The organism is Ruegeria sp. G5, assembly GCF_056533365.1.
This window is the reverse complement of record NZ_JBQFOK010000001.1, coordinates 310,534-337,192: the sequence shown is the minus strand read 5'-3', so window position 1 is coordinate 337,192 and position 26,659 is coordinate 310,534. Positions and strand designations below refer to the sequence as shown.

Below are 26,659 nucleotides of genomic sequence, written 5' to 3'. Positions count from 1 at the left end.
AAAAATGATTTCAACAGGTGACACGCTGCCCGACGCCACGCTGACCCAGATGGGCGCGGAAGGCCCCGAAGAAGTTCGGATTTCAGATAAGACAAGTGGCCGAAAAGTCGTAATTTTCGCCGTACCGGGTGCGTTTACCCCGACCTGTCATTCAGCCCACGTGCCCAGCTTTGTGCGGACCAAGGATCAGTTCGACGCCAAGGGCGTGGATGAGATCATCTGCATTTCCGTGAACGACCCCTTTGTTATGAGCGCATGGGGTGAGGCCACCGGCGCGACCGAAGCCGGCCTGACCATGATGGCTGATGCGGCGTCGGAATTCACCAAGGCCATCGGTATGGACTTTGATGCGCCGCCAGTTGGTCTGATCGCGCGTTCGAAACGCTATGCGATGCTTGTCGAAGACGGCAAGGTTGTCGCCTTGAACCTCGAAGAAAGCCCCGGCGCCTGCGAAATCTCGGCCGGCGAGGGATTGCTGGAAGTTATCTAAGCCAAAACCTGGCCCCGGCGGTGCCGGGGCCGGTATCCTAATTAACTTGATCCTCTGCCCTGATGCGCGAATACTTAACCTGTATTCGTCAGGGAGTTTTTCATGAACCTAAAGGTTATTTACCTTGCTCTGGGCGCAGCCGGCGCGTTGGCCGCGTGCGGTCCAGCTCCAACCCCTCAACAACAGGCGGCACGACAGCATGAGATTGCCTGTCTTAGCGGCACAGTAGGCGGTGCATTGCTGGGCGGCGTGATCGGCAACCAGTTTGGTGGTGGCTCCGGTAAGACGATCCTGACAGCAGCAGGTGCTGCGGTTGGCGGGATCGAAGGGCAGAAATTCGCGTGTTGAAAGGGGCAAACATGAGAAACATTTTGACGTTGGCCTTCATTACGCTTTCCAGCGGAGCTATTGCTGAAACCGTTGCGGAACTGCATGAGAATGAACTGAAGGCCATAGATGCAAACAATGACGGCTTTCTGTCCAAAGATGAGTTCAATGCCTTTTCCGATTATGCGTATCAGGCAATGGACGAAGACAAGAACGGGACATTGGGGTTGGAAGAAGCCAAGCCGTTTCTGGATATCAAGCAGTTTCAGCAACTTGACCGCAACAAAGACAACCTTATTTCAAAAGATGAATATGATTTGCAGATGAACCAAGATTTCGAGTCCGCCGATCAAGACGGCAACGGTCAGTTGGACTGAATCCGGCCACCTGCCTCAAGAGTCAGGAGTTCGAGATGAACAAATGGATTTCTCTGGGTGTCGTGGCCCTGATTGCAGCCTGTGATGTACCACAAGCCCCAATCGTTACGGGGCCAGATGGCCAGCCGCGCATACAGATCAACACAAGTGGTTTGACCTGCTATGAAACGCGGTGTCTGGATATCGACCCGGCGGCGCGATCCGTACGAATGGTCGGAAACCGGGCCACCCGAATTCCAAGCAATATTAACGTCAGCAACGGAACGGTCACTCCGGCTGAATTCAAGCAACTGGGGCAGATCGCAAGCCTGGCGGGTGGCTTCGGGTCGGATATGGATCGGCGCTAGGCCAGACTATCCATTTTGCGCGCCAGCTTGGCGTCCAGCGCTGAAAGCCCCCCAACATCGTGGGTCGACAGGGTGACCTCGACCGTACGGTATACGTTGAACCATTCGGGATGATGGTTCCATTTCTCGGCAAAGATCGCCACTTGTGTCATCCAGCCAAAAGCATGGACGAAATCCTTGAAAACAAAACTCTTGGTAATTGCATCCCGACCCTCGACCATGGTCCAGCCGTTTTCGAACAGCGGGTTCAGCAGGGGGCCGCGGGTCTCGGTCGACAGTAGTTCGGTCATTGCTGTTCCTCCGGGTTCGCTTTCCTGAACGGGCCGTAATCCGTCAGGATTTCGATCTCGTCGCCGATCGCCTGTGCTTCGGCCTTCAGATATTTGCGGATCGCATCAGAAAAGCCCGGGTCATTGACCCAATGCAGGCTGTGCGTCCGTGTGGGCAAGTAGCCGCGCGCAAGTTTATGTTCCCCCTGCGCGCCAGCCTCGACCCGCTTGTGGCCTTGGGCGATCGCAAAGTCGATCGCCCTATAATAGCACAGTTCGAAGTGCAGGCATGCATGATGTTCGATACAGCCCCAATACCGGCCATAAAGCGTTTCGCGCCCTATGAAATTCAGCGCCCCGGCGATCGGGTAGCCATCACGCTCGGCTAGAACAAGTGCCATGTCATCCGCCATGGTTTCATGTGCGATGTCAAAGAATTGCCGGGTCAGGTATGGCACACCCCATTTCCGCGAACCCGTATCCTGATAGAACCGCCAGAACGCATCCCAGTGCTCGGATCTCAGGTCGGCGCCGGTCAGGGTTCGGATTTCTCCACCGAACTCGCAGGCTTGCTTGCGCTCTTTGCGGATATTCTTGCGTTTGCGGGACGATAACGCAGCAAGGAAGCCGTCAAAATCCGTGTATTCATCGTTCAACCAGTGAAACTGTTGCGAGTGGCGCACCATCAGGCCCATTTCCTGACCTGCTTCGGCCTCGTCTTCGGTACAGAAGGTCGCGTGGATTGAGGACACCTGATTGTCTGCAGCCAACTGCACCGCGCCTTGCACCAGCGCCGACAGGCCCACGCCCTCATATCCCGGGCGCACCAGAAAACGTCTGCCTGTGGCAGGTGTAAACGGTACAGCGATCTGCAACTTGGGATAATAGTGGCCGCCGGCGTTCTCGTAGGCATGCGCCCAGTTGTGGTCAAAGATATATTCGCCCTGACTATGCGATTTGGCGTACATCGGCGCAGCACCGATGAGCATTCCATCAAGATAGGCTGTCAGGTATTGCGGCTGCCATCCCGTGCGCTGCCCGACAGAGCCACTTTCCTCGAGCGCCAGCAAGAAACGATGCGTGGTAAATGGATCCAGTGGGCGTCCGCCATCTGCGGCCTCGGGACAGGCGCAACTATCCCATTCCGCCGCAGAAATCTGCGAGAGCGATCCAAGTACCCGAACCTCGATTTGCGCCTGATCCATGTGCCCTCCGCGTCCTTTTACTATCTGTGACGTACAGGACCGGGTTCAACCCGAATGCGCGGCCAAATACCCTTCAAAGGTCACATTGTCGGCAACCGTGCGGGCCTCTGCCTCTTGTTCAGGCGACCGGATGGTCCAACACAGAATGGGAACACCCTGTGCTTTCAATTCAGCCACGCGGGGGCGGGAAAGATCAGCGGCTTCGTGGCTGATAAAACTGGCACCGACCCGATCATAATCAGGAATGTCGCGCAGATGATCGCAGACATCTTGTGGCAGAAGTTCAACCTTGGGCTTGTAGGCACAGGTCGTTAGGCCGCGTGGCAAGTGCGGCGCAATGCGCGCCAGTTCAGCCACCGAGTTTGGATTGAAGGACATGACCGCCACGGGCCCGTCATACCCATCCAAAGCCTGCACCGTGTCACGTTCGAGCGGCCCGACATCGGGCCCCATGGCACCGTCCTGATCTTTAAGCTCGATCAGCAGGGGCACGCGACCTGCCACCATGGCGACCACTTCTTCCAGTGTTGGAACGCCGTCTTCACCGTGCAACAAGGTCAAATCAGATGCCTGCGCCGCCGTTATCTGGCGGATCGGCCCTGATTGGCCTGTCAGGCGACCCATGTCGTAATCATGAAAGACCACGGCCCTGTCATCGGATGTCAGTTGCAGATCAATCTCGATCCCGTAACCCGCCTCGATCGCTGCACGAATGGCCGCCCGGCTGTTTTCCGGGCGGTTGTCTGACAGGTCGTGAAGCGCGCGATGCGCAATTGGCACGTCCAGAAAGGCCGGTGGCAATGAGGGTGTCATGCGACCTCGAAAATACCTTCGATCTCAACCGCGACGCCCAATGGCAATGACGCAGCACTAACGGCCGATCTTGAGTGACGGCCAGCATCGCCCAGCACCTCGACAAGGAAATCCGACGCGCCGTTGATCACCTGCGGTTGGGCGGTGAAATCGGCGGTGGAATTCACGAAACCCGTCAATTTGATGACGCGTACCAGTTTCTCGATATCCCCGCCACACGCTGCTTTAACCTGCGCCAACAGGTTGATCGCACAGACTTTTGCCGCAGCAGCCCCGGCGTCCACGTCCAAGTCATCGCCCAGTTTTCCGGTGATCAGGTTATCATCCTTGGAAATCTGGCCCGAGACGTAAACAATATTGCCAATACGCACGAAAGGCACGTAATTCGCCGCAGGCGCGGGGGCGTCGGGCAATGTGATGCCAAGGCTTTCCAGTTTCGCTGCGATGCTCATGAGTTGGTCCTCACCATAATTCGACTCGGTCGGACGCTAACCGGGATCGCACGACTGGGAAAGCGGGAAACCGGCAGTTTTAGGATTGCCTGCGCAGTAAGCATAACTTCACTTATTCTGGACTGTTGAACTTGTGTCACTTTACGTTGACCTTTTGCGCAGGTTACACGCTGGCTGTTTCAATGTATTTATGAAACACATATGTGACATCAGATTGAGCCGAAAACCGGCCCGAAACAGTATTTATTTTACGTTGGGAAGCTTTTGATCCCGACGCGTTGGAGTGGCAAAGACCGTGTTGAGTAAGACCAGCTTTAAGCCCCTGATCGTTCTGTCCCTGTTGGCAATCCTGGGTGCCTGTGCCACGCGGCCCCCGGAAGGAACCCCGCCGGGTGCAACTTTCGACCCCTATGAGAGAAACAACCGCGGGATTCACAAGTTCAATCTTGGCGTCGACCGGTTCCTGTTCCGTCCGGCCTCCAAAGGCTATGTCAAGATCGTGCCGGACCCTGTTGTGACCAGCTTCAGCAATTTCGCGGAAAACCTGACGATGCCGGGACAGGCACTGGACTACCTGCTGCAGGGCAACCTGAAACAATCGGGCAATGCGTTGCTGCGCTTTGCGGTGAATACGACCGTCGGGGGGGCCGGGCTGGCCAAACCCGCAGACGAATTGAACCTGCCGCCGGTTGATACCGATTTCGGTGAAACCTTGCATGTTTGGGGTGTGGGCGAAGGCGCCTATGTCGAACTGCCCTTCTATGGTCCATCGACGCAACGCGACGCGATCGGCGTTGTGGTCAATCTGTTCTCGAACCCGATCAACTTCTCTCCGGTTCGCCCGGTCGACAATATCGGTGTCTATGCCGAAGTGGTCCGCCGCATGGGCGATCGGGGCCGGTTCTCGGACACTGTGGACTCGATCTTGTATGAAAGCGCGGACAGTTACGCGCAGGCGCAGACGATCTATCTGCAAAACCGACGCTTTGAACTGGCACGCGATGACGAAGAGGCCTATCTGGACCTCTATGACGACCCTTACGCCGTAACCGGGACCGACCCTGTCAGGGACCCCTTCCTAGACCCCTACGAGGACCCATATGCCGAATAATCAACTGAACCGACGCGGTTTCATTGCCACTGGCTTTGCCGGGGCGATGCTGACCGCCCTGCCCGCCTTTGCCCAGACCGAAGCCAGTGCCAAGGCGCTGGTGGTCAGTGTCGTGGATGACATCAACCGTGTGATTGCCTCGGGCAAGTCCGAGAATGCGATGATCCGCGATTTCGAGAAGATCTTTACCCAATATGCCGACGTGCCGATCATGGCCCGATATGTGCTGGGTGCAGATGGCCGCTCGGCCAGCCCCGCTCAACTACGACAGTTCACCAGCGCGTTTCAGGGCTATATCTCGAACAAATATGGCCGCCGTTTCCGTGAATTCATCGGCGGTCAGGTCACCGTTCGAAATGCGCGCAAAATCAAGGCAGGTTACGAGGTGCGCACCTCGGTCAAGCTGCAGGGGTCGTCCCCGTTCGAGGTGACCTTCCTGGTATCTGACAAGTCGGGCAGCGACAAGTTTTTCAACATGTTTATCGAAGGCGTAAACATGCTGCTGACCGAGCGGACAGAAGTCGGCGCGATGCTGGACGCCCGCGGCGGTGATCTGAACCGCTTGATCAAGGACATGAACCAGAACAAGCTGAGCTGATCGCAACACCAAATCGCAAAAACGCCGCGCCGTCCAATCGGCCGGCGTTTTTTTGTCGGGGCCTTGCCGGCCTTAGTTCAGTCGTTCGCCAGTTTCTTTGGCAAAATAGGAGACCTTGCTCATGTCAAAGGCCAGATTCAGAACTTTACCGGCCTGCGCACTGGTTTCTGCATGCAGCCGCGCCGTCACCTGTTTGCCCCCCAGTTCCGAAACCACATAGGTATCCGCCCCCGCGGGTTCGACCATATCCACCAGGCATTCGGCCTCTTGCACGCCATCGCCCGCACGGAACCCGGCCTCGGCGATGTCTTCGGGACGCAGGCCCAGGATCACATCCTTGGGCAGTGCGAGATCACGCGCGTCGTTCAGAACCAGCGTCTCGCCACTTTCGCGTGAAATCGCGATCTGCGTGCCCGCTCCGTTCTTATGCGCCTGCGCCGGGATCAGGTTCATCGCCGGTGAGCCCATGAAATCGGCCACGAACAGATTGGCCGGGTTGTTGTAGATCTCGGCCGGGGTGCCGATCTGCTGCACGACCCCACCTTTCAGCACGACGATCTTGGTCGCCAGCGTCATCGCCTCGATCTGGTCATGGGTGACGTAGACGATGGACGCATCCAGCGTCTGATGCAGCTTCTTGATTTCGGTCCGCATCTCGACCCGCAGCTTGGCGTCGAGGTTGGACAGCGGCTCGTCAAACAGGAACAGCTTGGGATCGCGCACCAGCGCCCGACCCATCGCCACACGCTGACGCTGACCGCCCGACAATTGGCTGGGGCGGCGATTCAGCAGCGGTTCGATCTGCAACAGTTGAGCGACTTCTTTCAGCTTGGCGTCCTGCGTGGCCTGATCCACCCCACGCACTTTCATGCCAAAGGTGATGTTCTTGGCTACGCTCATGGTTGGGTACAAAGCATAGGACTGAAACACCATCGCGATATCGCGGTCCTTGGGGCTGACATGGGTCATGTCATTGCCGCCAATGGACAGGGTGCCGCCGGTGATTTCCTCCAGCCCTGCGATGCAGTTCAGCAGGGTGGATTTACCGCAGCCCGAGGGGCCAACCAGCACCAGAAAATCGCCCGGCTCTATCGAGATGTTGATGTCCTTCAGAATCTCGGTCGCGCCGTAATTCTTGTAGAGTTTGTTGATATCAAGGATCGGGGCCATGATTTATCCCTTCACAGAACCGGCGGTCAGGCCGCGGATGAAATACTTACCGGCAACGACATAGACGAGCAGCGTCGGCAGCCCCGCGATGATCGCGGCGGCCATGTCGACGTTGTATTCTTTGACGCCGGTGGTGGAGTTTACGATGTTATTCAGCGCCACGGTCACTGGCTGCGTGCCCGCCTGGCTGAACGACACGCCGAACAGGAAGTCGTTCCAGATCTGCGTGAACTGCCAGATCACGGTCACAACGATGATCGGCAGCGACAGCGGCAGGAAGATCGACCAGAAAATCCGCAGGAACCCGGCCCCATCGACGCGCGCGGCCTTGGTCAGCTCGGACGGGATGGTGACATAGTAGTTGCGGAAAAACAGAGTGGTGAAGCCCAGCCCGTAGATCACATGGACAAAGATCAGGCCCGGAATGGTCCCCGCGATCCCCATCATGCCCAACAGGCGCGCCATCGGCAGCAAAACCACCTGAAACGGAATAAAGCAGCCAAACAGCATGAGCGAAAAGATGATGTTCGCGCCTTTGAACCGCCATTGCGCCACGACATAGCCGTTCAGCGCACCCAGCAGGGTCGAGATCGCCACCGCAGGCACCGCAATCAGGACCGAGTTCCAGAAATAAGGCCGCAGACCTTCGCACTGGATACCCGTACAGGCGCCCGACCATGCGGTTTTCCAGGCGTCAAAACTGACCTCGCGCGGCAAGGAAATCAGGCTGCCTGTGCGGATTTCCTCAAGGCTTTTCAGCGATGTGGTCAACATCACGAACAACGGCATCAGGTAGTACAGCGCAAAGAGGCCCAGCAGGACATAGAGCAACCAACGCAAGGCAATCTTGCCCGTTGCACTTTGGCTGCGTGTTTGGGTTTGGGATTGGGGCATCGACAGATCAGTCATTTTTCGCCCTCAGCTCTGAGTAAAGATAGGGAACGACGATGGCAAAGACGACCAGCATCATGATCATCGCAGACGAGGCCGCCTGACCAATATCGCCGCGTGAAAACGCCATGGCGTACATGTATGTGGCCGGCAGATCGGTTGCGTAGCCCGGACCGCCACCTGTCAGCGCGATGACCAGATCAAAGCTTTTGATTGCCAGATGCGCCAGCACGATGAAGGCGGACAGAAAGATCGGGGCCATCGAGGGGATGATGATCGCCGTATAGATGCGCCATGTGGGGATGCCATCGACCTGGGCGGCCTTGATGATCTCACCGTCCACTGACCGCAGACCAGCGAGGAACAGCGCCATCACGAAGCCTGAGCTTTGCCAGATCGCGGCCATCACGATGGTGTAGATCGCGTAGTCCGGGTTCACCAGCCAGTCGAACTCGAAATTCGTGAAACCCCAGCCCTGCACCATGGATTCGATGCCCAACCCCGGGTTCAAAATCCACTTCCACGCTGTACCGGTCACGATCATCGACAGCGCCATGGGGTAGAGGTAGATCGTGCGAATGGCCCCTTCGACACGGATTTTCTGATCCAGCAGGATGGCCAGCAACAGGCCAAGAACCATCGCAACGATGATAAACAGCGCGCCAAAGATATACAGGTTGTTGATTGCCGTATCCCAACGAGGGGATTCAAATAGGCGTTCGTATTGAATGAAGCCTTTGATTTCGTATTTCGGCAACAGTTTCGATCGGGTCAGCGACACCCAAGCCGTCCATCCGATAAAGCCGTAGACAAAGATCAATACGGCAATGAACGACGGTGCCAGCACCACCTTGGGCAGGTGGTTTTCCAGCCATTCGGACATGATTTCCTCCGGGGAAAGATGCTCTGCCCCATCAGTATAGGGGGCAGAGCGATTTGGATCAGTAGCTGTTAGCCACTGCCGCCGCCAGTTGCTGAACCGCGTCAGCCGACGACATATCCGAGTTGAAATGCGCAGTCACAACATCCGTGATCGCACCAGACTGCGACCCGCGCAGCGCCATGCCGTGGGCATAGGACGGCAGCAGAGAACCTGCATCCGAGGTCGAGCCCATATCTTCGGCCGACAGGTTGGCGCAGATGTCAAAGTCATCCAGTGCCACGTCAGTGCGTGCCGGGATCGAGCCCTTGTTCAGGTTGAACACTTTCTGGAAGTTCGGCGCAACGATCAGCTTGGCCAACAGGTCCTGACCGGCTTTCTTGTCGTCGCCGTCTACGTCGAACATGGCAAAGCTGTCGACATTGTACAGGTAGCCATCACCGGGGGTCGAGGCACACAGGAAGTCCTCACCGGGCTTTTTGCCCGCCGCCAGGAACTCACCCTTGGCCCAGTCGCCCATGATCTGGAATGCGGCCTCGCCGTTCATGACCATCGCGGTGGCTAGGTTCCAATCACGGCCCGAGAAGTTTTCGTCCACGTAACCACGCATTGTGCGCATCTGATCAAAGACCTGAACCATCGTGTCTGAAGTCAAAGCATCTGCGTCCAGATCGACCAGCGCCTTTTGGAAGAACTCCGGTCCGCCAATGCCCAGAACCACGGTTTCGAACACGGTCGCGTCCTGCCATGCCTGACCGCCATGGGCCAACGGGATCACACCAGCGGCCTGAAGCTTTTCAGCAGCAGCGTTGAATTCTTCCCATGTGGACGGCATCTCGATGCCATTTGCTGCAAGAACGTCGGCGTTTGCCCAGATCCAGTCGACACGGTGTACGTTAACCGGTGCTGCACACCATGTGCCATCGCATTTCATATGACCCGCGATCGAAGCTGGCAGAACATCGGCCCACCCTTCGGCCTCGGCGACCGAGGAAATGTCGGCCAGAACACCTTCCTCATACCACTCCTGAATGGCCGGGCCTTTCAGCTGAACAGCCGTGGGAGCGTTGCCGGACAAAACACGCGCACGCAGCGCGGTCATAGCTGCATCACCACCGCCGCCAGCGACCGGCATGTCAGTCCATGTGCCGCCGTTCGAGGCAAACTCTTCTTGCAGGACGGCTACCGATTTGGCCTCACCGCCCGAGGTCCACCAATGCAGTACCTCGGCCTCTGGACCGGCCAGAGCCGTCGATCCGGCAATGACCGCCAGCGTCGATACGGTGGCAAATGAAAAACGCTTCATAGTGTCTCCTCCCTAGAGAACTCAGTGACTGCCGCAGCAGCGATGACGGTCATACTGGGACTCAAGTGCCGTCTGGCAACGCGGAATCCGCGGCGATTCACCCAAACCGTCCAATTTTTCACCGCTTTTGTTACAGCGTGTTACGTTGACATTGAATCTGTTTCCGTTCGTTACAATTGACGACGCCAGAGGGGCAGAGAACGGGAGGATAAAGACAGTGAGCATTCCACGGCTCTTGGTGGTGGATGATGACCCAGAGATGCGGTCAATGATGACACAGTTCCTCCAGCAAAACGGGTTCATCGCGCTTCCAGCAAGCTCTCAGGCCGAAATACGAACACATCTGAATGCGGGCCGTATCGACCTGATCCTGTTGGACGTCATGCTGGGCGATGAAAACGGTGTCGACATTTGCGCCACCTTGCGCGCGGAACAGGATGTTCCGATCATCCTTGTTTCCGCCCTGTCGGCGGATCACCAGCGCATGGCGGGATATGAGGTCGGCGCCGACGACTATATCGCCAAGCCGTTTAATCCACAGTTGTTGCTGGCACGCGTACGAGCAGTCATGCAAAGGGCGCGGCGCACGTCGTCACTGGCTTATCGCAGACAGACCCGCAGCTTTCGCTTTGATGACTGGCTCTATGACGGCAAACGAGACGAAGTGCATTCACCCGAAGGATACCTTGTTTCCCTGTCACAACGAGAGACAGCGCTGCTCAAAGTGTTGCTGGCCAATCCGCACATACCCCTGACCCGCGATGAAATCGTGGCGGCACTGGATGTGACGGGCGATGCCGACAAGTCCGAAGCGCAGGGCCGCGCCATAGACATGCTGGTTGGGCGGCTGCGGTCCAAGATCGAGGCCAATCCGAAAGATCCACAGATGCTGCGCACGGAACGTGGTGTGGGCTATGTCTTTGCAGCTGATGTTTCGGTGCACGACGAATGACATTGCGCCTGCGCGAACTGGGTTGGCTATGGGTTCTTTCCGCCTTTGCGGCAGGGTTGCTGTCAGCCGTCATGTGGTTCGCCTCAGCGCGCGCGTGGAACCAGTTCGTAACGCAGTCTTTTGTGGCAGGCTTTGCCGTTTATGAAGAGTTACGGACCGGGATGGCCCCGTCAGCGGGCCTGTCCATCACTCCGCTATCTCCAGCCGAAGCGGTGCTGGCCAACAAAGGCGAGTTTCAGCAATTACCGGGATTTTCCGATCGCCGGTTTGTCACGAACCTGTCGATCCTCACCGACAGTTCGTCACCGCTCAGCGGTCGCGAGCTGACACTGGCCATCATGTCCGACAGGTTGGTGTACCCTGTCTCTGACATCGTATCCGGCAGCGATCAGACCGGACCGGAGAAAATGGGGCATCTGACCCGCCTGCTGGCCACATATTGCAGTGAGCCGATCTTGATCGCGCAATTCGGGCGCGGGTCGTGGCAAAAAGTGGACGGAACCGAAATCTGGGGATGTGGCGCAGCACCGACAGACCTGCGGCTGCCCGCAATCATACTTGGCATTGTCGCATTGGCCGTGATCCTGACCTCGGTCAGCAACGTGTCCGAGACGTTCACTCGGTTCGCGCACGCTTTGCGCATGCGACAACGGCGGGGCGGCCCGGATAGCTATGACACCGATGGCCCCGGTGAATTGCGCGACATCGTTTCTGCGGTCAATGCCCATCTTGATGCCGAACGGCAGCAGCTGGAAAAACGTGCAACGGTCTTGTCCGGCGTCAGTCACGATCTTGGAACGCCTGCAACGCGCGTGCGGTTGCGGGCCGCCCTGATCCCCGACGACGAACTGCGTGAAAAGCTTGAGGCAGACGTTGATCAGATGACTGGCATGATCGAAAGCGTGCTGACTTACACGCGGTCGGAACTCAGTGTTGAGGAGCCTCGCCAGGTTTCCCTGACCTCCCTCGTCGAGTCGCTGGTGGCAGATTATCAGGACATGGGCCTGCCGGTCGCATTGCAAAAAACCGACCCAGTCAAAGTCGAGGGAGCACCGTCCGTTTTCATGTCACGCAGGGGGCAAGGGTCATTGACCGAAACGCGCCGCATGCTGGTTATGGCACGACCAATTTCGCTTAGACGGGCGCTGACCAACCTTGTTGACAACGCGTTGAAATATGGGCGGCACGCAGATGTCCAACTGGAAACCGATGCCCATATGGCGACAATAACTGTCGAGGACAAAGGCACCGATCTTTCTGTATCCGATATCGAGGCCTTGATGGCACCATTCCTACGGGGATCGAACACAGGGTCCTCGGACGGCTACGGATTGGGTCTGACCATCGCGGCCACTGTCGCCGAGCAGCACGGCGGATCCCTAAGCTTCGAAGCGGGCGATCACGGGCTCCGCGCCCGCCTGCAAATAGCCCGGCACTGACTTTTCACGTCATGTAACTGCGTACCAGCGCACCAGCAATCAACGACCAGCCATCCGCGATAACAAAGAATGCCAGCTTGAAGGGCAAAGAAACGGTCGCTGGCGGCACCATCATCATCCCCATCGACATCAGAACTGCCGCAACAACAAGGTCTATGATCAGGAATGGCAGAAAGATCAGAAATCCGATCTGAAATGCCCGCGCGATTTCGGATAACATGAATGACGGCATCAGGATCGACAGAGGCGCATCTGGTGACACGTCCACAGTGTCACCACCCGGGCGCAGCGCCGCCATGGAGTGAAACGTATCCGGGTCCAAACGCGCTGCCATGAAGGCTCGGAAAGGTGCCAAGGCACGCTCCAGCGCGGGTTCTACCTCCATCTTTTCTTCGACCATTGGGCGGATGCCCGTAGTCCAGGCCTCAGTAAAGGTGGGTTCCATAATGAAATAGGTGAGAAACAACGCCAAGCTGACGATCAACATGTTTGGCGGCGATTGCTGCAAGCCGATGCCCTGTCGCAAAATCGCCAATACCGTGATCAGGAAGGGGAAACAGGTGATCATGATGGCCAATCCCGGAGCAAGGCTCAGAACCGTGATCAGCAAAATCAACTGAATCGTGCGCGCAGAAATTGAGCCACCTTCACCCAGAGACAACGAAACGTCCTGCGCTGCTGCAAGGCTGGGGTTTAACAGCGCGACGGCGACCAACGCCCACAAGAGGGCACGCATCAGCCTATTCCGTTTTGCAGATCGGCGATTTCCGTCAACCGGACAGCCAGTTGGCCCGGCTGGTCACCTTCCATCTCTTCCAACAGACCGCGTGCTACCAGCTGATCGCCCACATAAAGATCGACCGGATCCTCAATCCGTTTGTCCAGTGTAAGCACCGCATTCTTTCCCATGTTCAACAAATCTCGGATCAATGGGCGGGCACGTCCGACAGAAACTGTGACCTCAATCGGGACGGCTTCGAACGGGTTTGGTTTTTCGGTTTTCATATTTTGCGGGTCACTCATTGCTTGTCGCCTTTTTTGTCTCGAATACATACGCGTCGAAGGCCCCTGAGATCGAAGCCAGCAGACCGGCGGTATCGACCTCACGCTGTGAAACACCCACTTGCAGCCTTGCCTGCCCCTCCGTTAGCGAGGGGTCTTCGATCACGGCCACAGGTGGCGAAAGGTCTGCTGGCAGCAACGCCTTGATGTCATCCACCTGTCCACCGGCTGCGAATATCTGCATGGGTTGTCCGATCTCATCACGGGCCATATCGACCAGCTGTTCGGCCAGGCGTAGGGCAAACCCTTGTTCCAACGTTTCCGGCAAAACGGCATGAACGAGGCTTTGGAACAAAGGCTCCAATGACAGGCTCATACGCCTCATCGCTTCGTGGTAAGTAAAGGACATGTCTTGCAGCGACCGGGCCAAGTCGGCCGATACCTGCCCCCGGCTTTGTTCCTGCGCCTGAAGCGCGTCTTCCCAACCCGCGCTGTATCCCTGCTCGAACGCGGCCAGTCGCTGTTCCTCAAGCGCATCTTCGTCCAGCAGGTGCAGCTTACCGCCGCTGGCCTGCACGGTGAAATCCTCAAGAAGGTGTGCAATCGACATCAGACGCGCTCCTCGCCTTCTTCAAGCCAACTGCGCAGAATTTCGACGGTTTCTTCCTGTTTATCGCCGATCATTGCCCTGAGCCGGTCGACCGGATCCGCGGCTTGTTGGGCTGCAAGGGCGGGGACCCCGCCGGATTGTTCCTGTGCCTGCAACGCCTGGAATTGCTGTCCTTCGTCTGTTGCAATTTCTCCGGTCAGATAGGTTTCGGGTTCCGAGGGTGAACCCGCAGGCAACAGCGCCGGGGCCACGACGGGTTTCGTCAGGATCGGCCGAATGACAAACAACGCGAGAACCAACGATACAACAGCCAGTACCGCCATTTGGACAAGCGACATCGCATCCAAATGCACATTCTGCCAGATCGAAACCGAAGCGACCGTGCCTTGCGGTTCAACGGTGGGCAAATCCATGGACTTCAGCGTAATCACGTCACCGCGTTCCGAATCAAATCCGACGGCCGAGGCAACAAGCTCTTTCAAAGCACCCATTTCCTGTTCCGGCAACGGGGCGAAAGTTTCGGTTCCGTCTGCGGCGACTGAGGTCGTTCCGTTGACCAGCACCGCAACGGTCAGTCGTTTGATGGCACCGGGCGCGTTGTGAACTTCAAGCTCTGTTTCGGAGACTTCATAATTCACGCGCTCCCGGGTTTGGGTCGCGTTTGAGTTCGATTCATCACCGCCCGCACCGTCCCCATCCGGCAGGTTTGACGCCACGGTGACATCTGCCGATTGGTTTCGGGCGCTGTCCGAACGTTCTTCAACGTCGGTACTGATAGCCACCCGACCATTCGGATCGAAACGCCTTTCACGGATCGACTCTGTCTTGGTGACTGTATCAACGCTGACCTCGACCACGGCATTCCCCGCGCCGACACGAGCTTCGATCAGTCTTAGAACACGTTCGCGCAGCTGGCGCGATTTGTCGTCCGCGGTGTCTGCTGCAACAGCGCCGTCCTGCGCCCCAATCACTGCGCCATTCGAATCGATCACCGTAACGTTTTCCGGCATCAGGCCACTGACTGCGGACGAGACCAGAAACCGAACGGCCTTGGCCTGATCCAAAGTTATGTCGCCCCCCGATGGCACAAGGTATACTGAAGCCGTGGGTGCCACGCTGCGCTGAAACGGGTTCGAGGACCCGTTTGCAATATGAACGCGCGCCTGGTTGATATGCGCACTGCCAACAATCGTACGCGCAAGCTCGCCCTCTTTTGCACGCCAGTAAGCGGCATCGAACATCTGCGACGTAGTGCCGAAACCGCTGAGTGAATCCAGCAGTTCGTACCCTCTGTTCCCATTCGCGGGCAGCCCTTCGCTGGCCAATGTCATCCGCAGTTCGTCACGCTGTGAGCCGGGCACGTAAATCGAGCCGCCGCGAATCTCATAGGGAACACCGCGCTGATCCAGCGATCGAACAATGTCGCCCGCCGCACCGCTTTCCAGCCCGGCATACAGCAAGGTCATCGATGGCGCACTGACCATCCGCGACATTGCAAGGACCCCAAGAAAAACCAGCACAACTGCACCGGCAACGATGATTTGTTTACGCCTGTCCAAATTTGCCCAGACAGTTCCGATCTGCTGCACATTCACCTCCGACTCGCCGGCGTTCTGCCCGACGCATCCCTTGTTTGAACGATTGCCCTTAACAATCGGTTAGTCCCTGCCGGGTTATGACAGCTTCAGAACGTAGGAATGAGGACGTCATGGCTGACGCGACTGCAGAACAGGCAGAAGCCCCAGAAAAATCTGGGAAAAAGGGATTGATTATCGGTGTGATTCTGGCGGTGGCCGGGGCTGCGGGTGGCTATTTTGCGACCACCTCGGGCGTACTGCCAATTGGGCCCGAACGCGCAGAAACAGGGGCCAAAGAACAAAACAAGGACAAACCATCCAAGGCGTTGCCCGATGTTGGCTTCGTGGACCTTCTGCCGGTGATCGTGTCGGTCAAAACCGGCGATTCTCGACATCTGAAGTTTCACGCCCAGCTTGAGGTTGATTCTGAACACATCGCCGACGTGGAGAAAATGAAGCCACGAATCATGGACGTTCTGAACAGCTACCTGCGCGCGGTGGAAATCTCGGACCTTGAGGACTCACTGGCCCTGATGCGTATCCGCGGCCACCTGCTCCGTCGAATCGGCATCGTCGTCGGTGAGAACCGCGTACGCGATGTCCTCGTCATGGAATTCGTACTGAATTAGGAGTCGAAAATGGAATTGATCGCAGATATTTTGCTTGTTGCCGGTGCTTTGGGCGCGGGATTGTACTGTTTCGTCCTGTCCCGGCGTCTTAGGCGGTTTACGGATCTGGAAAAGGGCGTGGGCGGCGCTGTTGCCGTATTATCGTCGCAGGTTGATGAGCTGAAAGGGTCTCTGGACGCAGCGCGCTCGGCCTCGGAACAGGCAGGTGTAGAGCTGAACGACCTCACGCAGCGTGCTGAATCTGTGGCCAAACGCCTGGAGCTGACGATGGCTTCCATGCACGACGTCATCCCCGATGAGGATCCCGTCGAAGCGCCCCCGGTAATCGACCTTTCAGAATCAGAGAACAACACTGAAGCAGAAGTGGATTCTGATCCAGTGCAGGTGGAACCGATCAAACGTCCTGTCGGGTTGATGTTCATGCGCCACAGCCGCGACCGCAAAGAGGTCACTCCATGAAGGGAAAGGTTTTGGGCAAGCGTTCCACCCGACCCAAAGGGGGCGTGCTTGCCGTGATCTCATTGTTAATGATCGGCTCAGCCGCCATTCGTCTGGGGCTCGAGGCGGGCCCGGCTTTGGCCAAAGAAGCCGACCCATCCAACACTGGATCGCCCATTGTGCAGCCTGATCTGCCAGGAGCGGATGAGTTATTAACAGAGTTGTTGCGTCGCGAGAAAGCACTGGAAAAGCGGGAGGCAACCGCGCTGGACAGGGAAAAAGCCCTGCAGCTTGCGGGTGATGCGATCGAATTACGGCTAGCCGCGTTGCAGGAGGCAGAAGCGAGCCTGAGAGAAACGCTCTCATACGCGGAAAAGGCGGCCGAGAGCGATCTGACGCGCCTCACTGATGTCTATCAAAGAATGAAAGCGAAAGACGCCGCCGCCTTGTTTGAAACGATGGACCCAGGATTTGCAGCCGGTTTCCTGTCACGCATGCCCGCCGATGCGGCAGCTGGCGTTCTTGCAGGGTTAAGCCCCGAGGCCGCTTACACGATCAGTGTCATCATGGCCGGTCGAAATGCTGCCGCGCCGCAGGAATAACCTCATGAAATTCAATTCCGCAAATTACACTGCCGGGGAACGCACATGATCGGAATAATCGGAATCGTAGTTATTTTCGCAATGGTTTTCGGCGGATACCTCGCCGCAGGCGGAAAAATGACGATCATTTTGAAATCGCTCCCGTTCGAGATGATGATGATCGGTGGCGCGGCTGTCGGTGCTTTTTTGATCAGCAATGATATGAGCGCGGTAAAGCACACCGTCAAAGATATCGGCAAAGTATTCAAAGGCCCCAAATGGAAACCCGATGACTACCGGGATTTGCTATGCCTTTTGTTCTCGCTGATCCGCATTGCCAAGACTAACCCGGTCGAGGTTGAGCAACATATCGAAGACCCCCAGAACTCATCGCTCTTTTCGAACTACCCCAAGATCCAAGCAGACAAGGAGGCCGTAGATCTGATTTGCGACACGATGCGGTCTGCCTCAATGAATTATGACGATCCACATCAAGTGGAAGAAGTTCTGGAAAAGCGGATGGAGGCAAATTTCCACCACGCCATGCATTCCAGCCATGCGTTGCAGACAGTTGCGGATGGATTGCCCGCCTTGGGAATTGTCGCGGCTGTTTTGGGTGTTATCAAAACGATGGGCTCAATCGACCAACCACCCGAGGTGCTGGGCAAGTTGATCGGCGGCGCTTTGGTTGGGACCTTTCTGGGGGTTTTTCTGGCATACGGTCTGGTCGGGCCCTTCGCCGGGAAATTGAAAGCTGTGGTTGAGGAGGACAATCACTTCTATCAACTGATCAAGGAAGTCCTGGTCGCCAATCTGCATGACCATAATGCCGCCATGTGTATTGAAGTTGGCCGTCAGAATACGCCAACGCATAATCGCCCCGGTTTTTCCGAACTTGAGGAAGCTTTGAAAGAGCTCAAGCAGGCTGCGGCATGATCCGGATTGCTTTTGCGACAGCGTTCGCTTTGGGGATAGCGAGCGCGGCCTTTGCCCAACAATTGACGGTTCGATCAGGTGAACACGAAGGGTATACACGCCTTGTCGTTCAGATCCCTGCGCGCACGGAATGGGAGTTTGCGCAAACCAAAAATGGTGCGCAATTGAAAGTCGATTTAGCGGATGTGACGTTTAGCACCGCGTCGGTATTTCAGCGCCTGACTCAGAACAGGCTTTCGGCAATATCGCAAAAGAACCCCGGAGACGTGCTGGAATTACAGTTCGGTTGTGAATGTGCCGCGTCTTCGTTTTTGTATCAAGACACGATGATTGTTGTGGATATCGCGCCAGCGACCAAACTGCCGCCGATAGATGCAAGCATCCCGCCACCGATCCTGCCGAAAGTAGCGGCGGAAATCAGTACGGTCGACCCAGAGCGGTCTTGGGAAACGCTTCCTTTGCCACTGCTCAATCTGAACGCACGAAGTCTCGAAAACCAGTTGTCTGCCCAAGTCCTCAAAGGTGCGGATCGTAGTCTCGTGGACCTCAACCTAGCACCTTTGGGACCCCGATCGTCACTGGCCCAAAACGTGCGGGTTCCGCAGACTGACTTATATACAAACATTAACGTCACATCAGTTTTTGATGAACTGGATGGCCTATTGGGTCCGGATGTGACTGACACTGAACGCCCCCCTGTCTGTGTGTCTGACACAGAGCTGGGATTTAACACGTGGTCCAGCGAAGCCCCGTTTTCGGTGTTGGTTGCGGCGCATCGTTCTGCCCTGTTTCAGGAGTTTGACACTGTTGATAGGGACAGCGCGCTGAAGCTGGCGAAGCTATATACCTATCACGGGTTTGGTGCCGAAGCACTTGATACACTGGAATTGTCTCAACTCAGCACGGCCGAAACACATAGGGTGTCCGCGATCGCGCAATACCTGGACCACGGTCAACTCTCTGGTGAAAACCCGTTTCAGGGTCTGCAGCGCTGTGACGGCGATGTCGCGCTTTGGGCAATGCTGACGGAAGGTGAATTGAGCGGTGATGCGAATCTGAACCGTATCGAGCAAACCTTTACCGCCCTTCCTGCGCATTTGCGGCGGCATCTCGGACCCAAACTGTCCGACATTTTGGTCTCAGCCGACAAGCTTGAAGCGGCGCAACGTGTCCTGAGAGCCGTTGATCGCATAGAAGCCAGCACCAGCGCTGGCGTGTCGCAAGCCAAGGCTACGGTTGCGACTGCGAAAGCCGATGGCCCGAAGGCAGAAAAGCACTTGGCCGACGCCATCAACGCAGAGGACGCAGACAAAGAAGCCCCTCTTGCGATGGCGCGCCTTGTGGAAAAACGCTGGATGGACCGAGGATCCGTTTCCCCTCAAGAACTGGGTTTGGCGGCGGCCTTTGCAGTTGAACACCGTAAATCAGACATGCATCCGACACTAATGCGCGCGCATGCAGTCGCTCTGAGCCTGAATAATGAGTTTGACGCGGCATTGGGTGTCGCCGGTCAAATCCCAATCGGTGCTGAACGCGAGGCCGCGCTGAACCGGGTCATTCACCTGGCGAGTGAGCGTGCCAATGACGTGACCTTTCTACGCCGTGCGTTGACACTTTCTGACGAGATCAGCGCAGCACTCAGTACAACCGTGGCAACGTCAGTATCAGCGCGACTGGCAAAACTCGGTTTCCCGCAGGCCGCATATACTCTCGCCAATCGGTCACAAGACAAACAGCACCGGGCCGAACGCGCACAAATAAGGGCGAAGGCATCGTTGCTGCAGGGACGCCCGCACCGCGCCATGTTAGAGTTGGAAAACGACACATCTGAAGGTGCGCTGCAAATCAAATCGCAGGCTATGATGGCAACTGGGGACCTGGCTGCAGCCGCAGAATTGTTGAATGAGCTGGCGGACGTTGGTGCAGCCGACAGGCTGTTTTGGTTGGCGGATCAACCTGACAGGATCGCCCCAACGCGCGATACGAAATTCGGAGAGGTCAACCGGCTGTCACAAAAGATCGCAGCACCTCCCCCACGAGAGCTGGAAAAACCATTGGCCGATGCCCGGATTCTGCTGCAAGACAGCGCGGATGCTCGCCAAACGATTGCTGAGCTGCTGAATGCGATTGGCCCGTAAAAAGGGCCAGCGCAATCATTCCGCAGGCGACACAGTGATGCTGTTTTACCGCTCAGCTTTCGGGCGGGTCGAAAAGCCATTCGGATAGGTCCGAGAACCGCGAAGACGGGCTGGTCCATCCCAATACTGCGCTCTGGATTGCCGCCGCGCGTTCGATCCCGATCACAGGTGACGCGAAGGCGTTGAACTTGTCGATCACCTCGGCCCTGCCAAACGGGTGTTCCGGTCCTCCACGAGCGTGTAAGTCGCCCGAGTCGAACACGCGACCATCCGCGGTGGTTATCTGTACATCCGCCCATCGCCCCTCGGGGAAGCGCGCTGAATGACGAGGGCTTTCCGCGACATGAATCCGCTCCAACAGCGCGGCAACGGCAGGATCGCGCAAACCCGCGCCTGAGATATGTTCCACCCCAATCCGCCCATAAATCGCGTGAACGGCAACTGCGAATGCCAAAGAGTATTGCGCTTGAGATGTCGTATCGGGCATCCCCGCATAGAGACGCGCAGCTTCGTCAAAACTGTTGATTTGTATGGTTTCTATCTGTTCATGCTTCAGATTGTTGGCCGACAGCAATGCGCGGACACCATCAATGGCTGCATGGGCCCACCGACAAATTGGGTAGGGTTTTATGTATTGATGTTCGATCTGCCAAAACTGCGCCAGATCCTGCCAAAATTTTGAGGCTTCCGGGGCTTCGACCGTAATCGCCGGCGCGCCAGTAAACCCACGCTCGGCCAGAACCGCAGCAGACATTCCCGCCAGCGCCCCCCAGCCAGAGCCATCATGCAGCATCGTCGGATTCGCAATTTCACGCATCATCTGGCTGCGTGGTCCGTGATACTCGGCGATGCCCATGGCCTGTCGCATCTGTTCGGGCGAGTGGCGACGCAATCGGGACGCCATGGCCACCACGCCCAGCGCATTCCAAGCCCCGGACGTATGGTGATCACTGACAGAACTGTGCAGGGACAACCCGGCCCGACCTGCGATTTCGTATCCGGTCACGACGGCAGACAGCAATTCTGGCCCGGTTAAATCTGGACAGTTCTCCGCCAGTGCCACCAGAGCAGGCAAAACGACCACACCGATATGGCCCTTTGTGGGGTTGTACCCATCATGCCCATCCAGATTGTCGGTCTGCGTGGCAGCGGCATAGACGGCACCCGCCATGCTGACGGATCGACCATCGAACATCATCCGTGCAGAATAAGACGGGTCGTGGCTGGCAAACAGCAAAGCTGCAGTGTCGCGCGCGATTACCCCGGCCTCCATCGGCCCCGAAGCAATGAGGATCCCCATCGTATCCAGCATAAGCAGCGCTGCGGCCTCTTTCGCGCTGTCGGGCATATCATCCGAAGACCGGTTCAGAACAAAATCGGCAACGCGGGAAAACGTATCGCTCATTTGACGAGCTCTGCGGCAGGTTGAACGGTATCGCGCAGGCGATGACCCTCAGGATCAAATGGCGGCTCGGCGAGTAAGGTCGCGCGGTGGGGTTCGCCCAGAATGAAAACCTCGACCGTTTCCCCCGGTTGGACAAGTTTGGGGTCGACATAGCCCAACGCCAGAGACTTTCCGACGGAATAGCCGAAAGCCCCTGAAGTCACGCGCCCAACGGGCGTCCCGTCCAGCGAAAAGATTGGCTCACCACCCGACGCGTCAGCCTCTTTGGCGTCAACTGAAAAGACAGACAAGACCTCTCGAGGTGCATTGTCCTTAATTGCGAGATAGGCATCCTTGTGCAGGAAATCCTTATCTAGCTTGATCAGGCCAGCCAGCCCGACCTCTTGCGGCCAATATTCCTGCGAATACTCGCGACCCCATGACCCATAGCCTTTTTCGATGCGCAAAGATCCAAGTGCACGGCTCCCAACAGGCCCTCCGTCCAGATCATTGGCAACGTCCAAAAGCGTTGTATAGAGCCTGATTTGATCTTCTGCGGCACAGTGCAGTTCCCAACCGAGATCACCGGTAAAGCTGACACGGATCGCCAGACATGTAACACCGGCAACATCGATCACACGAGATCGCATGAACCGAAATCCATCGTTGGACAGGTCAGCATTGGTTAACCGTTGCAACAGGTCGCGGGATTTTGGACCCGCAATATTGAAACCGGCGATCCGATCCGTCGCGATTTCAAAGGTGGTGTTTTTGGGCAGGTCTACCATACGGAAAAACCGCTGATGATAGCGTTCAGCCATGCCAGACCCGATCATCATGTATTCGTCATCCGCAACTTTGGTGATAGTGAAATCCCCTGCGATACCGCCCCTAACCGAGATCAACGGGGTCAGGCAAGATCGCCCGATTTCTGTTGGAACGCGGTTGGCAACGACGCGATCCAGCCAATCGTGCGCTCCGGGTCCTTTGACCACGTAGTTCGCAAAGTTCGAGATATCGATCACGCCCACATGATTCCGCAGCATCTTGACCTCGCGCCCAACCGTTTCCCACCAATTCTGACGGGTAAAGCCGGTCGTTTCCGTCACATCCGGAGCATCCGCAAACCACAAAGGATGCTCCCAACCGCAGTTCATGCCAAAGACCGCGCCCATCTCCTTTTGCATTATATAAGTGGGGCGGACGCGTGCAGGACGGCCCGCGGCGCGTTCTTCGTTCGGAAAATGGATCGCGAAACGATGCGTATAGGCGTCCTGGACCCGCGCTTTGGTGAATTTCTGATCTGCCCAATCCCCGAACCGGGCCAAATCCCATGCAAACATGTCATATTGCGGCTCGCCCTCGATGATCCATTGCGCCGCTAAAAGACCCAAGCCGCCAGACTGTGAAAACCCAGGGATGATGCCCGTAGAGCAGAAGTAGTTTTTCAGCTCTGGAACCGGCCCCCAAATCGCGTTTGCGTCCGGAGACCAGATCATTGGCCCGTTGATGACGCGCTTTACACCCGCAGTTGCGGCCAATGGCACGCGTTCTGTCGCGCGAATGACGTTTTCCATTATGCGGTCCAAGTCATCCGGAAAAAGATCATGGGCGAAATCCAGCGGCGTCCCGTTTTCGGCCCAAAACCGCATGTCTTTTTCATAGGCGCCAATCAGCAGCCCGTTGCCTTCTTGCCGGAAGTAGTATTCCCCATCCCGGTCTGCAATTGAAGGCAGCCGCCGACCCAGCGCGGCGACCTCTTCGATTGCTTCTGTCACGAAATACTGATGCTCGGTTGGCTGCAAGGGAAGGGTCAGCCCTGCCATGGCAGCAACTTCGCGCCCCCAAAGCCCACCTGCATTGACCACCCATTGCGTATGGATGTCGCCTTTTTCAGTGCGCACGATCCATGACCCATCTGATTGCTGATCAGTCCCTATTACAGGGCAAAACCGCTCAATTATGGCGCCCAAAGCCCGTGCTCCAGCAGCATAAGCATGCGTTACACCCGAGGGATCGACGTTGCCACCGTCCGGTTCAAACATGATGCACCGAATGTCGTCGAACTGTGCCAACGGGTGCAACTCCATCGCTTCTTCACGGCTGACTTCATAGAAGTTCAGGCCGTAATACCGCGCTTTGGCTTCTTGCAGACGCAGCTGATGTTCCCGATCCTGCGTCTGCGCCAAATACAATGAGCCGGACTGGAACACGCCGCATCCCTGGCCCGTTTCTTGTTCCAGCTGCTTATATAGGTTCATGGTGTAATACTGCAGGCGGGTGACGTTGTTATTGTCGTGTAGCCCGTGAATGTTTGCCGCTGCGTGCCAGGTTGAGCCTGACGTCAGCTCATCCCGTTCAAGCAGGACCACATCGTTCCAGCCTAGTTTCGCCAGATGATACAGGATGGAACATCCAACCAGCCCTCCTCCGATTACCACCGCCTGTGCATGGGTTTTCATCGTCCGGCTCTCCTCGTGCAAAACATCGCCCTTTGGCAAAGTCAGCCACAGCTCTGCGAGAGCTTATGATCTGTTCCCGACGCGAAATGTCGCAAAAATCACCCAAAGCGCCGTAAATAGGCCCGGCTTCGGCGGATCATTGCCATTGTAAGACTCGCGCGCGATGTCGTGAGCATCTGTGTATTGAAATGACGCACGCCGATTCTTTGATTCCTTTATGAAGCACGAAAAAAGTGCCGATTTGGTCGAAAAACGACGGGACAGACTGGTTGAATACTTGGCGGGGGCCGCGCGAACCGGTGGAAATCTTGAAAAAGTTCCTAAAATGTTCTATATTTGTTCCATCAGATTTTCTGAGACGGAACGGAGGTATTCGAGCTATGACCAACGCTGCCCGTCAAAGCTGGTATGACGCACCCAGCAACGACTATCATATGTTGCCCGTGACAGACCGGCAGATGCGATACGCGCGCGCGATTGCCCAGCAATCGGCACTAGAGATTCCGGTAGAGGCCCAGCGCGATCGAAAATCAATGTCGGACTGGATTTCCGCCCATAAGGTAAGTGACCCTTCGCCATTCGCGAACTATCCGACGGGAAAACAAGTGGCCTATGCGGAACGGATCGCGCGCATCAAGCGTCGGCAAATCCCGCAGGAATGCTTTCGCGACAAACATGCCATGTCATTGTGGATCGACCACAACAAATAAGGCGTTACGCTTTGTTGTGGCTGCGCGCGTAAATACCCACGGCGGCGGCCACAAAAAGGCCCAGCAAGACGTAGCCAGTGATCGCCTCGGCGACCGCCAGACCGCGGCACAATCCGGCGGGGCGCAAGTCGCCAAACCCGACGGTCGTAAACGTGACATATGAGAAATAAAGCACATCCGCCGGACCTTTGGCCCCGACGACGCAAAGATCACGATAGCCAAACGCGCCGTAAACTGCGGCGAACAGGAATGGGACCACCTGAATAAAGGAAATCCCCATCAACAATAGCTGTCGGCGGGGCGATCGGATTTGCGTGGCATAGTACCAGATCTGCGACACCATCCACACAGCCAGAAACACGGTTGCAACTGTACCGATCGTGTCGCCTGCAGTCGCCTCGCTCAGACGGGATAGGCCGAACCACGCGAGAAAGCTGACGAATACCAGCCCAACTGCTGCAAACAGGGTCGATTTCCACTCTTCCAACGTATTTGGTTCGCGGTGCATGTCGCCTCCGTATTATGCGGGTGCGATGATCCGGGTTTTGGCTCATGCGCGCAACCGCGAAAAGCGGCGATTTAGTCTGCCCCTAAATGTTCCTGTCCGCGTTGGCGCGCCAAACCAATTTGTTTTTGCCGTTCGCGAAAACGTTTCTTGTCCGCTTCTGAGGTTTCGTTAACGCACCGATGGCAAGCTACACCATGCTCGTATTCCGGGCGTTTCATATCCTCGGGTAAAATCGGCCGACGGCACCCGTGACACAGCTTGTGTGGCCCTTCGACCAATCCATGGCCCACCGACACACGGTTGTCGAAAACAAAACACTCGCCCTGCCATGTGCTGTCATCGGCTGGCATTTCTTCAAGATAACGCAGGATGCCACCCTTCAGGTGGTACACATCCTCAACGCCCTGCCCCAGCAAGAAGTTGGTGGATTTCTCGCACCGGATACCACCCGTGCAGAACATGGCGACTCGCTTGTTATGAAAACGCTCTTTGTTGGCGTCCCACCATGCGGGGAATTCACGAAAACTGGCTGTTTCAGGGTCTATTGCGCCTTCAAACGTGCCAATCGCCACTTCGTAATCGTTGCGCGTATCGATCACCACCACGTCGTCGGACCGGATCAGATCGTTCCATTCCTCGGGTTCGACATAATTGCCGACGCGGGCGCGCGGGTCGACGTCGGGTTGACCCATTGTCACGATCTCTTTCTTAAGGCGCACTTTCATCTTGCCGAAAGGCGGATGATCGGCAGTTGCCTCTTTCCACTCCAGATCGGCACACCCCGGTAAGGCGCGGATATGGGCCAGAACTGCGTCAATTCCGGCGCGTGGCCCCGCGATGGTGCCGTTGATCCCCTCTTGCGCCAGCAACAGGGTTCCTTTGACCGACTGCGCGCGGCACAAATCCAGCAAAGGATCGCGCAGGGCGGCGTGATCAGCGAAACGGGTGAAATGATAGAGTGCAGCGATCGTATACATGCGCGCGGTCTAAACCCGGACGCGCAGAGTCGCAAGTGACCGGATTGACGCCCCCGCACTTGCCGCCTACCGATATTGCA

The 26,659-nt window shown here is 56.8% G+C and carries 30 protein-coding genes; 14 read left to right on the top strand and 16 right to left on the bottom strand.

The genetic code is table 11. The features are described from left to right. Positions 1–4: 4 nt before the first annotated feature. The 4 genes from ACR0BD_RS01640 (at position 5) to ACR0BD_RS01625 (ending at position 1,541) form a co-directional block, all read left to right on the top strand. Positions 5–490: a redoxin family protein gene (locus tag ACR0BD_RS01640; RefSeq protein ID WP_480828505.1), complete on the top strand. Its 486-nt coding sequence runs from the start codon at positions 5–7 to the stop codon at positions 488–490. Between the two features lie 102 nt (positions 491–592). Continuing rightward, a complete protein-coding gene (locus ACR0BD_RS01635) occupies positions 593–838 on the top strand; it encodes a glycine zipper 2TM domain-containing protein (RefSeq protein ID WP_480828504.1) in 246 nt (81 codons plus the stop codon). Between the two features lie 11 nt (positions 839–849). Further along, on the top strand, positions 850–1,194 hold the full coding sequence (locus ACR0BD_RS01630) for an EF-hand domain-containing protein (protein ID WP_480828503.1): 345 nt from the start codon (positions 850–852) through the stop codon (positions 1,192–1,194). 35 nt (positions 1,195–1,229) lie between these two features. Then, on the top strand, positions 1,230–1,541 hold the full coding sequence (locus tag ACR0BD_RS01625) for a hypothetical protein (RefSeq protein ID WP_480828502.1): 312 nt from the start codon (positions 1,230–1,232) through the stop codon (positions 1,539–1,541). On the opposite strand, the gene ACR0BD_RS01620 is transcribed toward ACR0BD_RS01625, so the two are convergent. The 4 genes from ACR0BD_RS01620 to ACR0BD_RS01605 are packed head-to-tail and all read right to left on the bottom strand — an operon-like array spanning position 1,538 to position 4,280. Continuing rightward, on the bottom strand, positions 1,538–1,831 hold the full coding sequence (locus ACR0BD_RS01620) for a 4a-hydroxytetrahydrobiopterin dehydratase (RefSeq protein ID WP_480828501.1): 294 nt from the start codon (positions 1,829–1,831) through the stop codon (positions 1,538–1,540). The two genes, ACR0BD_RS01625 and ACR0BD_RS01620, sit on opposite strands and share 4 nt — an antisense overlap. Further along, positions 1,828–3,015 carry a GNAT family N-acetyltransferase gene (locus ACR0BD_RS01615; protein WP_480828499.1) on the bottom strand — a complete coding sequence of 396 codons (1,188 nt, stop codon included), beginning with the start codon at positions 3,013–3,015 and terminating at the stop codon, positions 1,828–1,830. Before ACR0BD_RS01615 ends, ACR0BD_RS01620 begins: the two co-directional genes overlap by 4 nt. Positions 3,016–3,060: 45 nt before the next feature. Continuing rightward, positions 3,061–3,828: a glycerophosphodiester phosphodiesterase family protein gene (locus tag ACR0BD_RS01610; protein ID WP_480695655.1), complete on the bottom strand. Its 768-nt coding sequence runs from the start codon at positions 3,826–3,828 to the stop codon at positions 3,061–3,063. Continuing rightward, positions 3,825–4,280, bottom strand: coding sequence for a RidA family protein (locus ACR0BD_RS01605; protein ID WP_480828498.1), 456 nt, complete (start codon positions 4,278–4,280; stop codon positions 3,825–3,827). The genes ACR0BD_RS01610 and ACR0BD_RS01605 overlap by 4 nt, the downstream gene beginning before the upstream one ends. Before the next feature lie 295 nt (positions 4,281–4,575). Between ACR0BD_RS01605 and ACR0BD_RS01600 the strand changes: the two genes are divergently transcribed. Both ACR0BD_RS01600 and ACR0BD_RS01595 read left to right on the top strand, forming a co-directional pair. Then, on the top strand, positions 4,576–5,391 hold the full coding sequence (locus ACR0BD_RS01600; RefSeq protein ID WP_480695659.1) for an MlaA family lipoprotein: 816 nt from the start codon (positions 4,576–4,578) through the stop codon (positions 5,389–5,391). Then, positions 5,381–5,989, top strand: coding sequence for an MlaC/ttg2D family ABC transporter substrate-binding protein (locus ACR0BD_RS01595; protein ID WP_480695661.1), 609 nt, complete (start codon positions 5,381–5,383; stop codon positions 5,987–5,989). The genes ACR0BD_RS01600 and ACR0BD_RS01595 overlap by 11 nt, the downstream gene beginning before the upstream one ends. Positions 5,990–6,061: 72 nt before the next feature. On the opposite strand, the gene ACR0BD_RS01590 is transcribed toward ACR0BD_RS01595, so the two are convergent. The 4 genes from ACR0BD_RS01590 to ACR0BD_RS01575 are packed head-to-tail and all read right to left on the bottom strand — an operon-like array spanning position 6,062 to position 10,236. Further along, the gene (locus ACR0BD_RS01590) at positions 6,062–7,159 is read right to left on the bottom strand and encodes an ABC transporter ATP-binding protein (protein ID WP_480695663.1); all 1,098 of its coding nucleotides are present in this window, start codon (positions 7,157–7,159) and stop codon (positions 6,062–6,064) included. Between the two features lie 3 nt (positions 7,160–7,162). Further along, complete coding sequence (locus ACR0BD_RS01585; RefSeq protein ID WP_480828496.1) at positions 7,163–8,068, bottom strand: carbohydrate ABC transporter permease; 906 nt, start codon at positions 8,066–8,068, stop codon at positions 7,163–7,165. After that, positions 8,061–8,933 (bottom strand): carbohydrate ABC transporter permease, encoded by an 873-nt coding sequence (locus ACR0BD_RS01580; RefSeq protein WP_480828494.1) that lies wholly within the window; start codon positions 8,931–8,933, stop codon positions 8,061–8,063. Before ACR0BD_RS01580 ends, ACR0BD_RS01585 begins: the two co-directional genes overlap by 8 nt. Before the next feature lie 58 nt (positions 8,934–8,991). Continuing rightward, positions 8,992–10,236, bottom strand: a complete 1,245-nt coding sequence (locus tag ACR0BD_RS01575) for an ABC transporter substrate-binding protein (protein ID WP_480828492.1) — start codon at positions 10,234–10,236, stop codon at positions 8,992–8,994. Between the two features lie 217 nt (positions 10,237–10,453). Between ACR0BD_RS01575 and ACR0BD_RS01570 the strand changes: the two genes are divergently transcribed. Beyond that, positions 10,454–11,188, top strand: coding sequence for a response regulator transcription factor (locus ACR0BD_RS01570; protein WP_480828490.1), 735 nt, complete (start codon positions 10,454–10,456; stop codon positions 11,186–11,188). After that, positions 11,185–12,627: a sensor histidine kinase gene (locus tag ACR0BD_RS01565; protein ID WP_480828487.1), complete on the top strand. Its 1,443-nt coding sequence runs from the start codon at positions 11,185–11,187 to the stop codon at positions 12,625–12,627. The genes ACR0BD_RS01570 and ACR0BD_RS01565 overlap by 4 nt, the downstream gene beginning before the upstream one ends. A 4-nt stretch (positions 12,628–12,631) precedes the next feature. On the opposite strand, the gene fliP is transcribed toward ACR0BD_RS01565, so the two are convergent. From fliP to fliF, 4 genes are read right to left on the bottom strand one after another with little or no spacing between them, the layout of a single operon-like run. Then, the gene (fliP, locus tag ACR0BD_RS01560) at positions 12,632–13,363 is read right to left on the bottom strand and encodes a flagellar type III secretion system pore protein FliP (RefSeq protein WP_480828485.1); all 732 of its coding nucleotides are present in this window, start codon (positions 13,361–13,363) and stop codon (positions 12,632–12,634) included. After that, a complete protein-coding gene (locus ACR0BD_RS01555) occupies positions 13,363–13,650 on the bottom strand; it encodes a FliM/FliN family flagellar motor switch protein (RefSeq protein WP_480695673.1) in 288 nt (95 codons plus the stop codon). The genes fliP and ACR0BD_RS01555 overlap by 1 nt, the downstream gene beginning before the upstream one ends. Then, positions 13,643–14,239 (bottom strand): FliH/SctL family protein, encoded by a 597-nt coding sequence (locus tag ACR0BD_RS01550; protein ID WP_480695675.1) that lies wholly within the window; start codon positions 14,237–14,239, stop codon positions 13,643–13,645. The genes ACR0BD_RS01555 and ACR0BD_RS01550 overlap by 8 nt, the downstream gene beginning before the upstream one ends. Further along, positions 14,239–15,828, bottom strand: a complete 1,590-nt coding sequence (fliF, locus tag ACR0BD_RS01545; protein WP_480828483.1) for a flagellar basal-body MS-ring/collar protein FliF — start codon at positions 15,826–15,828, stop codon at positions 14,239–14,241. Before fliF ends, ACR0BD_RS01550 begins: the two co-directional genes overlap by 1 nt. 119 nt (positions 15,829–15,947) lie before the next feature. Here fliF and ACR0BD_RS01540 point away from each other — a divergent pair, with 119 nt between their 5' ends. From ACR0BD_RS01540 to ACR0BD_RS01520, 5 genes are read left to right on the top strand one after another with little or no spacing between them, the layout of a single operon-like run. Then, positions 15,948–16,445 (top strand): flagellar basal body-associated FliL family protein, encoded by a 498-nt coding sequence (locus tag ACR0BD_RS01540; protein WP_480828481.1) that lies wholly within the window; start codon positions 15,948–15,950, stop codon positions 16,443–16,445. Between the two features lie 9 nt (positions 16,446–16,454). Then, positions 16,455–16,904 carry a hypothetical protein gene (locus ACR0BD_RS01535; RefSeq protein WP_480828480.1) on the top strand — a complete coding sequence of 150 codons (450 nt, stop codon included), beginning with the start codon at positions 16,455–16,457 and terminating at the stop codon, positions 16,902–16,904. Next, positions 16,901–17,485: a MotE family protein gene (locus ACR0BD_RS01530; protein ID WP_480828479.1), complete on the top strand. Its 585-nt coding sequence runs from the start codon at positions 16,901–16,903 to the stop codon at positions 17,483–17,485. Before ACR0BD_RS01535 ends, ACR0BD_RS01530 begins: the two co-directional genes overlap by 4 nt. 45 nt (positions 17,486–17,530) lie before the next feature. Beyond that, positions 17,531–18,400 (top strand): flagellar motor stator protein MotA, encoded by an 870-nt coding sequence (gene motA, locus ACR0BD_RS01525; protein WP_480828478.1) that lies wholly within the window; start codon positions 17,531–17,533, stop codon positions 18,398–18,400. Beyond that, positions 18,397–20,538: a hypothetical protein gene (locus tag ACR0BD_RS01520; RefSeq protein ID WP_480828477.1), complete on the top strand. Its 2,142-nt coding sequence runs from the start codon at positions 18,397–18,399 to the stop codon at positions 20,536–20,538. Before motA ends, ACR0BD_RS01520 begins: the two co-directional genes overlap by 4 nt. Before the next feature lie 52 nt (positions 20,539–20,590). Here the strand turns inward: ACR0BD_RS01520 and ACR0BD_RS01515 are convergent, their stop codons facing one another. Both ACR0BD_RS01515 and ACR0BD_RS01510 read right to left on the bottom strand, forming a co-directional pair. Beyond that, positions 20,591–21,943: an MmgE/PrpD family protein gene (locus tag ACR0BD_RS01515; protein WP_480828476.1), complete on the bottom strand. Its 1,353-nt coding sequence runs from the start codon at positions 21,941–21,943 to the stop codon at positions 20,591–20,593. After that, positions 21,940–24,384, bottom strand: a complete 2,445-nt coding sequence (locus ACR0BD_RS01510) for a GcvT family protein (RefSeq protein ID WP_480828475.1) — start codon at positions 24,382–24,384, stop codon at positions 21,940–21,942. Before ACR0BD_RS01510 ends, ACR0BD_RS01515 begins: the two co-directional genes overlap by 4 nt. Before the next feature lie 380 nt (positions 24,385–24,764). Here ACR0BD_RS01510 and ACR0BD_RS01505 point away from each other — a divergent pair, with 380 nt between their 5' ends. Further along, on the top strand, positions 24,765–25,094 hold the full coding sequence (locus ACR0BD_RS01505; RefSeq protein WP_480695692.1) for a hypothetical protein: 330 nt from the start codon (positions 24,765–24,767) through the stop codon (positions 25,092–25,094). A gap of 4 nt (positions 25,095–25,098) precedes the next feature. Here ACR0BD_RS01505 and ACR0BD_RS01500 read toward each other — a convergent pair whose 3' ends face one another. Both ACR0BD_RS01500 and trhO read right to left on the bottom strand, forming a co-directional pair. Further along, on the bottom strand, positions 25,099–25,602 hold the full coding sequence (locus ACR0BD_RS01500) for an ion channel (protein ID WP_480695694.1): 504 nt from the start codon (positions 25,600–25,602) through the stop codon (positions 25,099–25,101). A 71-nt stretch (positions 25,603–25,673) separates the two neighbouring features. Beyond that, positions 25,674–26,579 carry an oxygen-dependent tRNA uridine(34) hydroxylase TrhO gene (gene trhO, locus ACR0BD_RS01495; RefSeq protein ID WP_480828473.1) on the bottom strand — a complete coding sequence of 302 codons (906 nt, stop codon included), beginning with the start codon at positions 26,577–26,579 and terminating at the stop codon, positions 25,674–25,676. Positions 26,580–26,659: the final 80 nt, after the last annotated feature.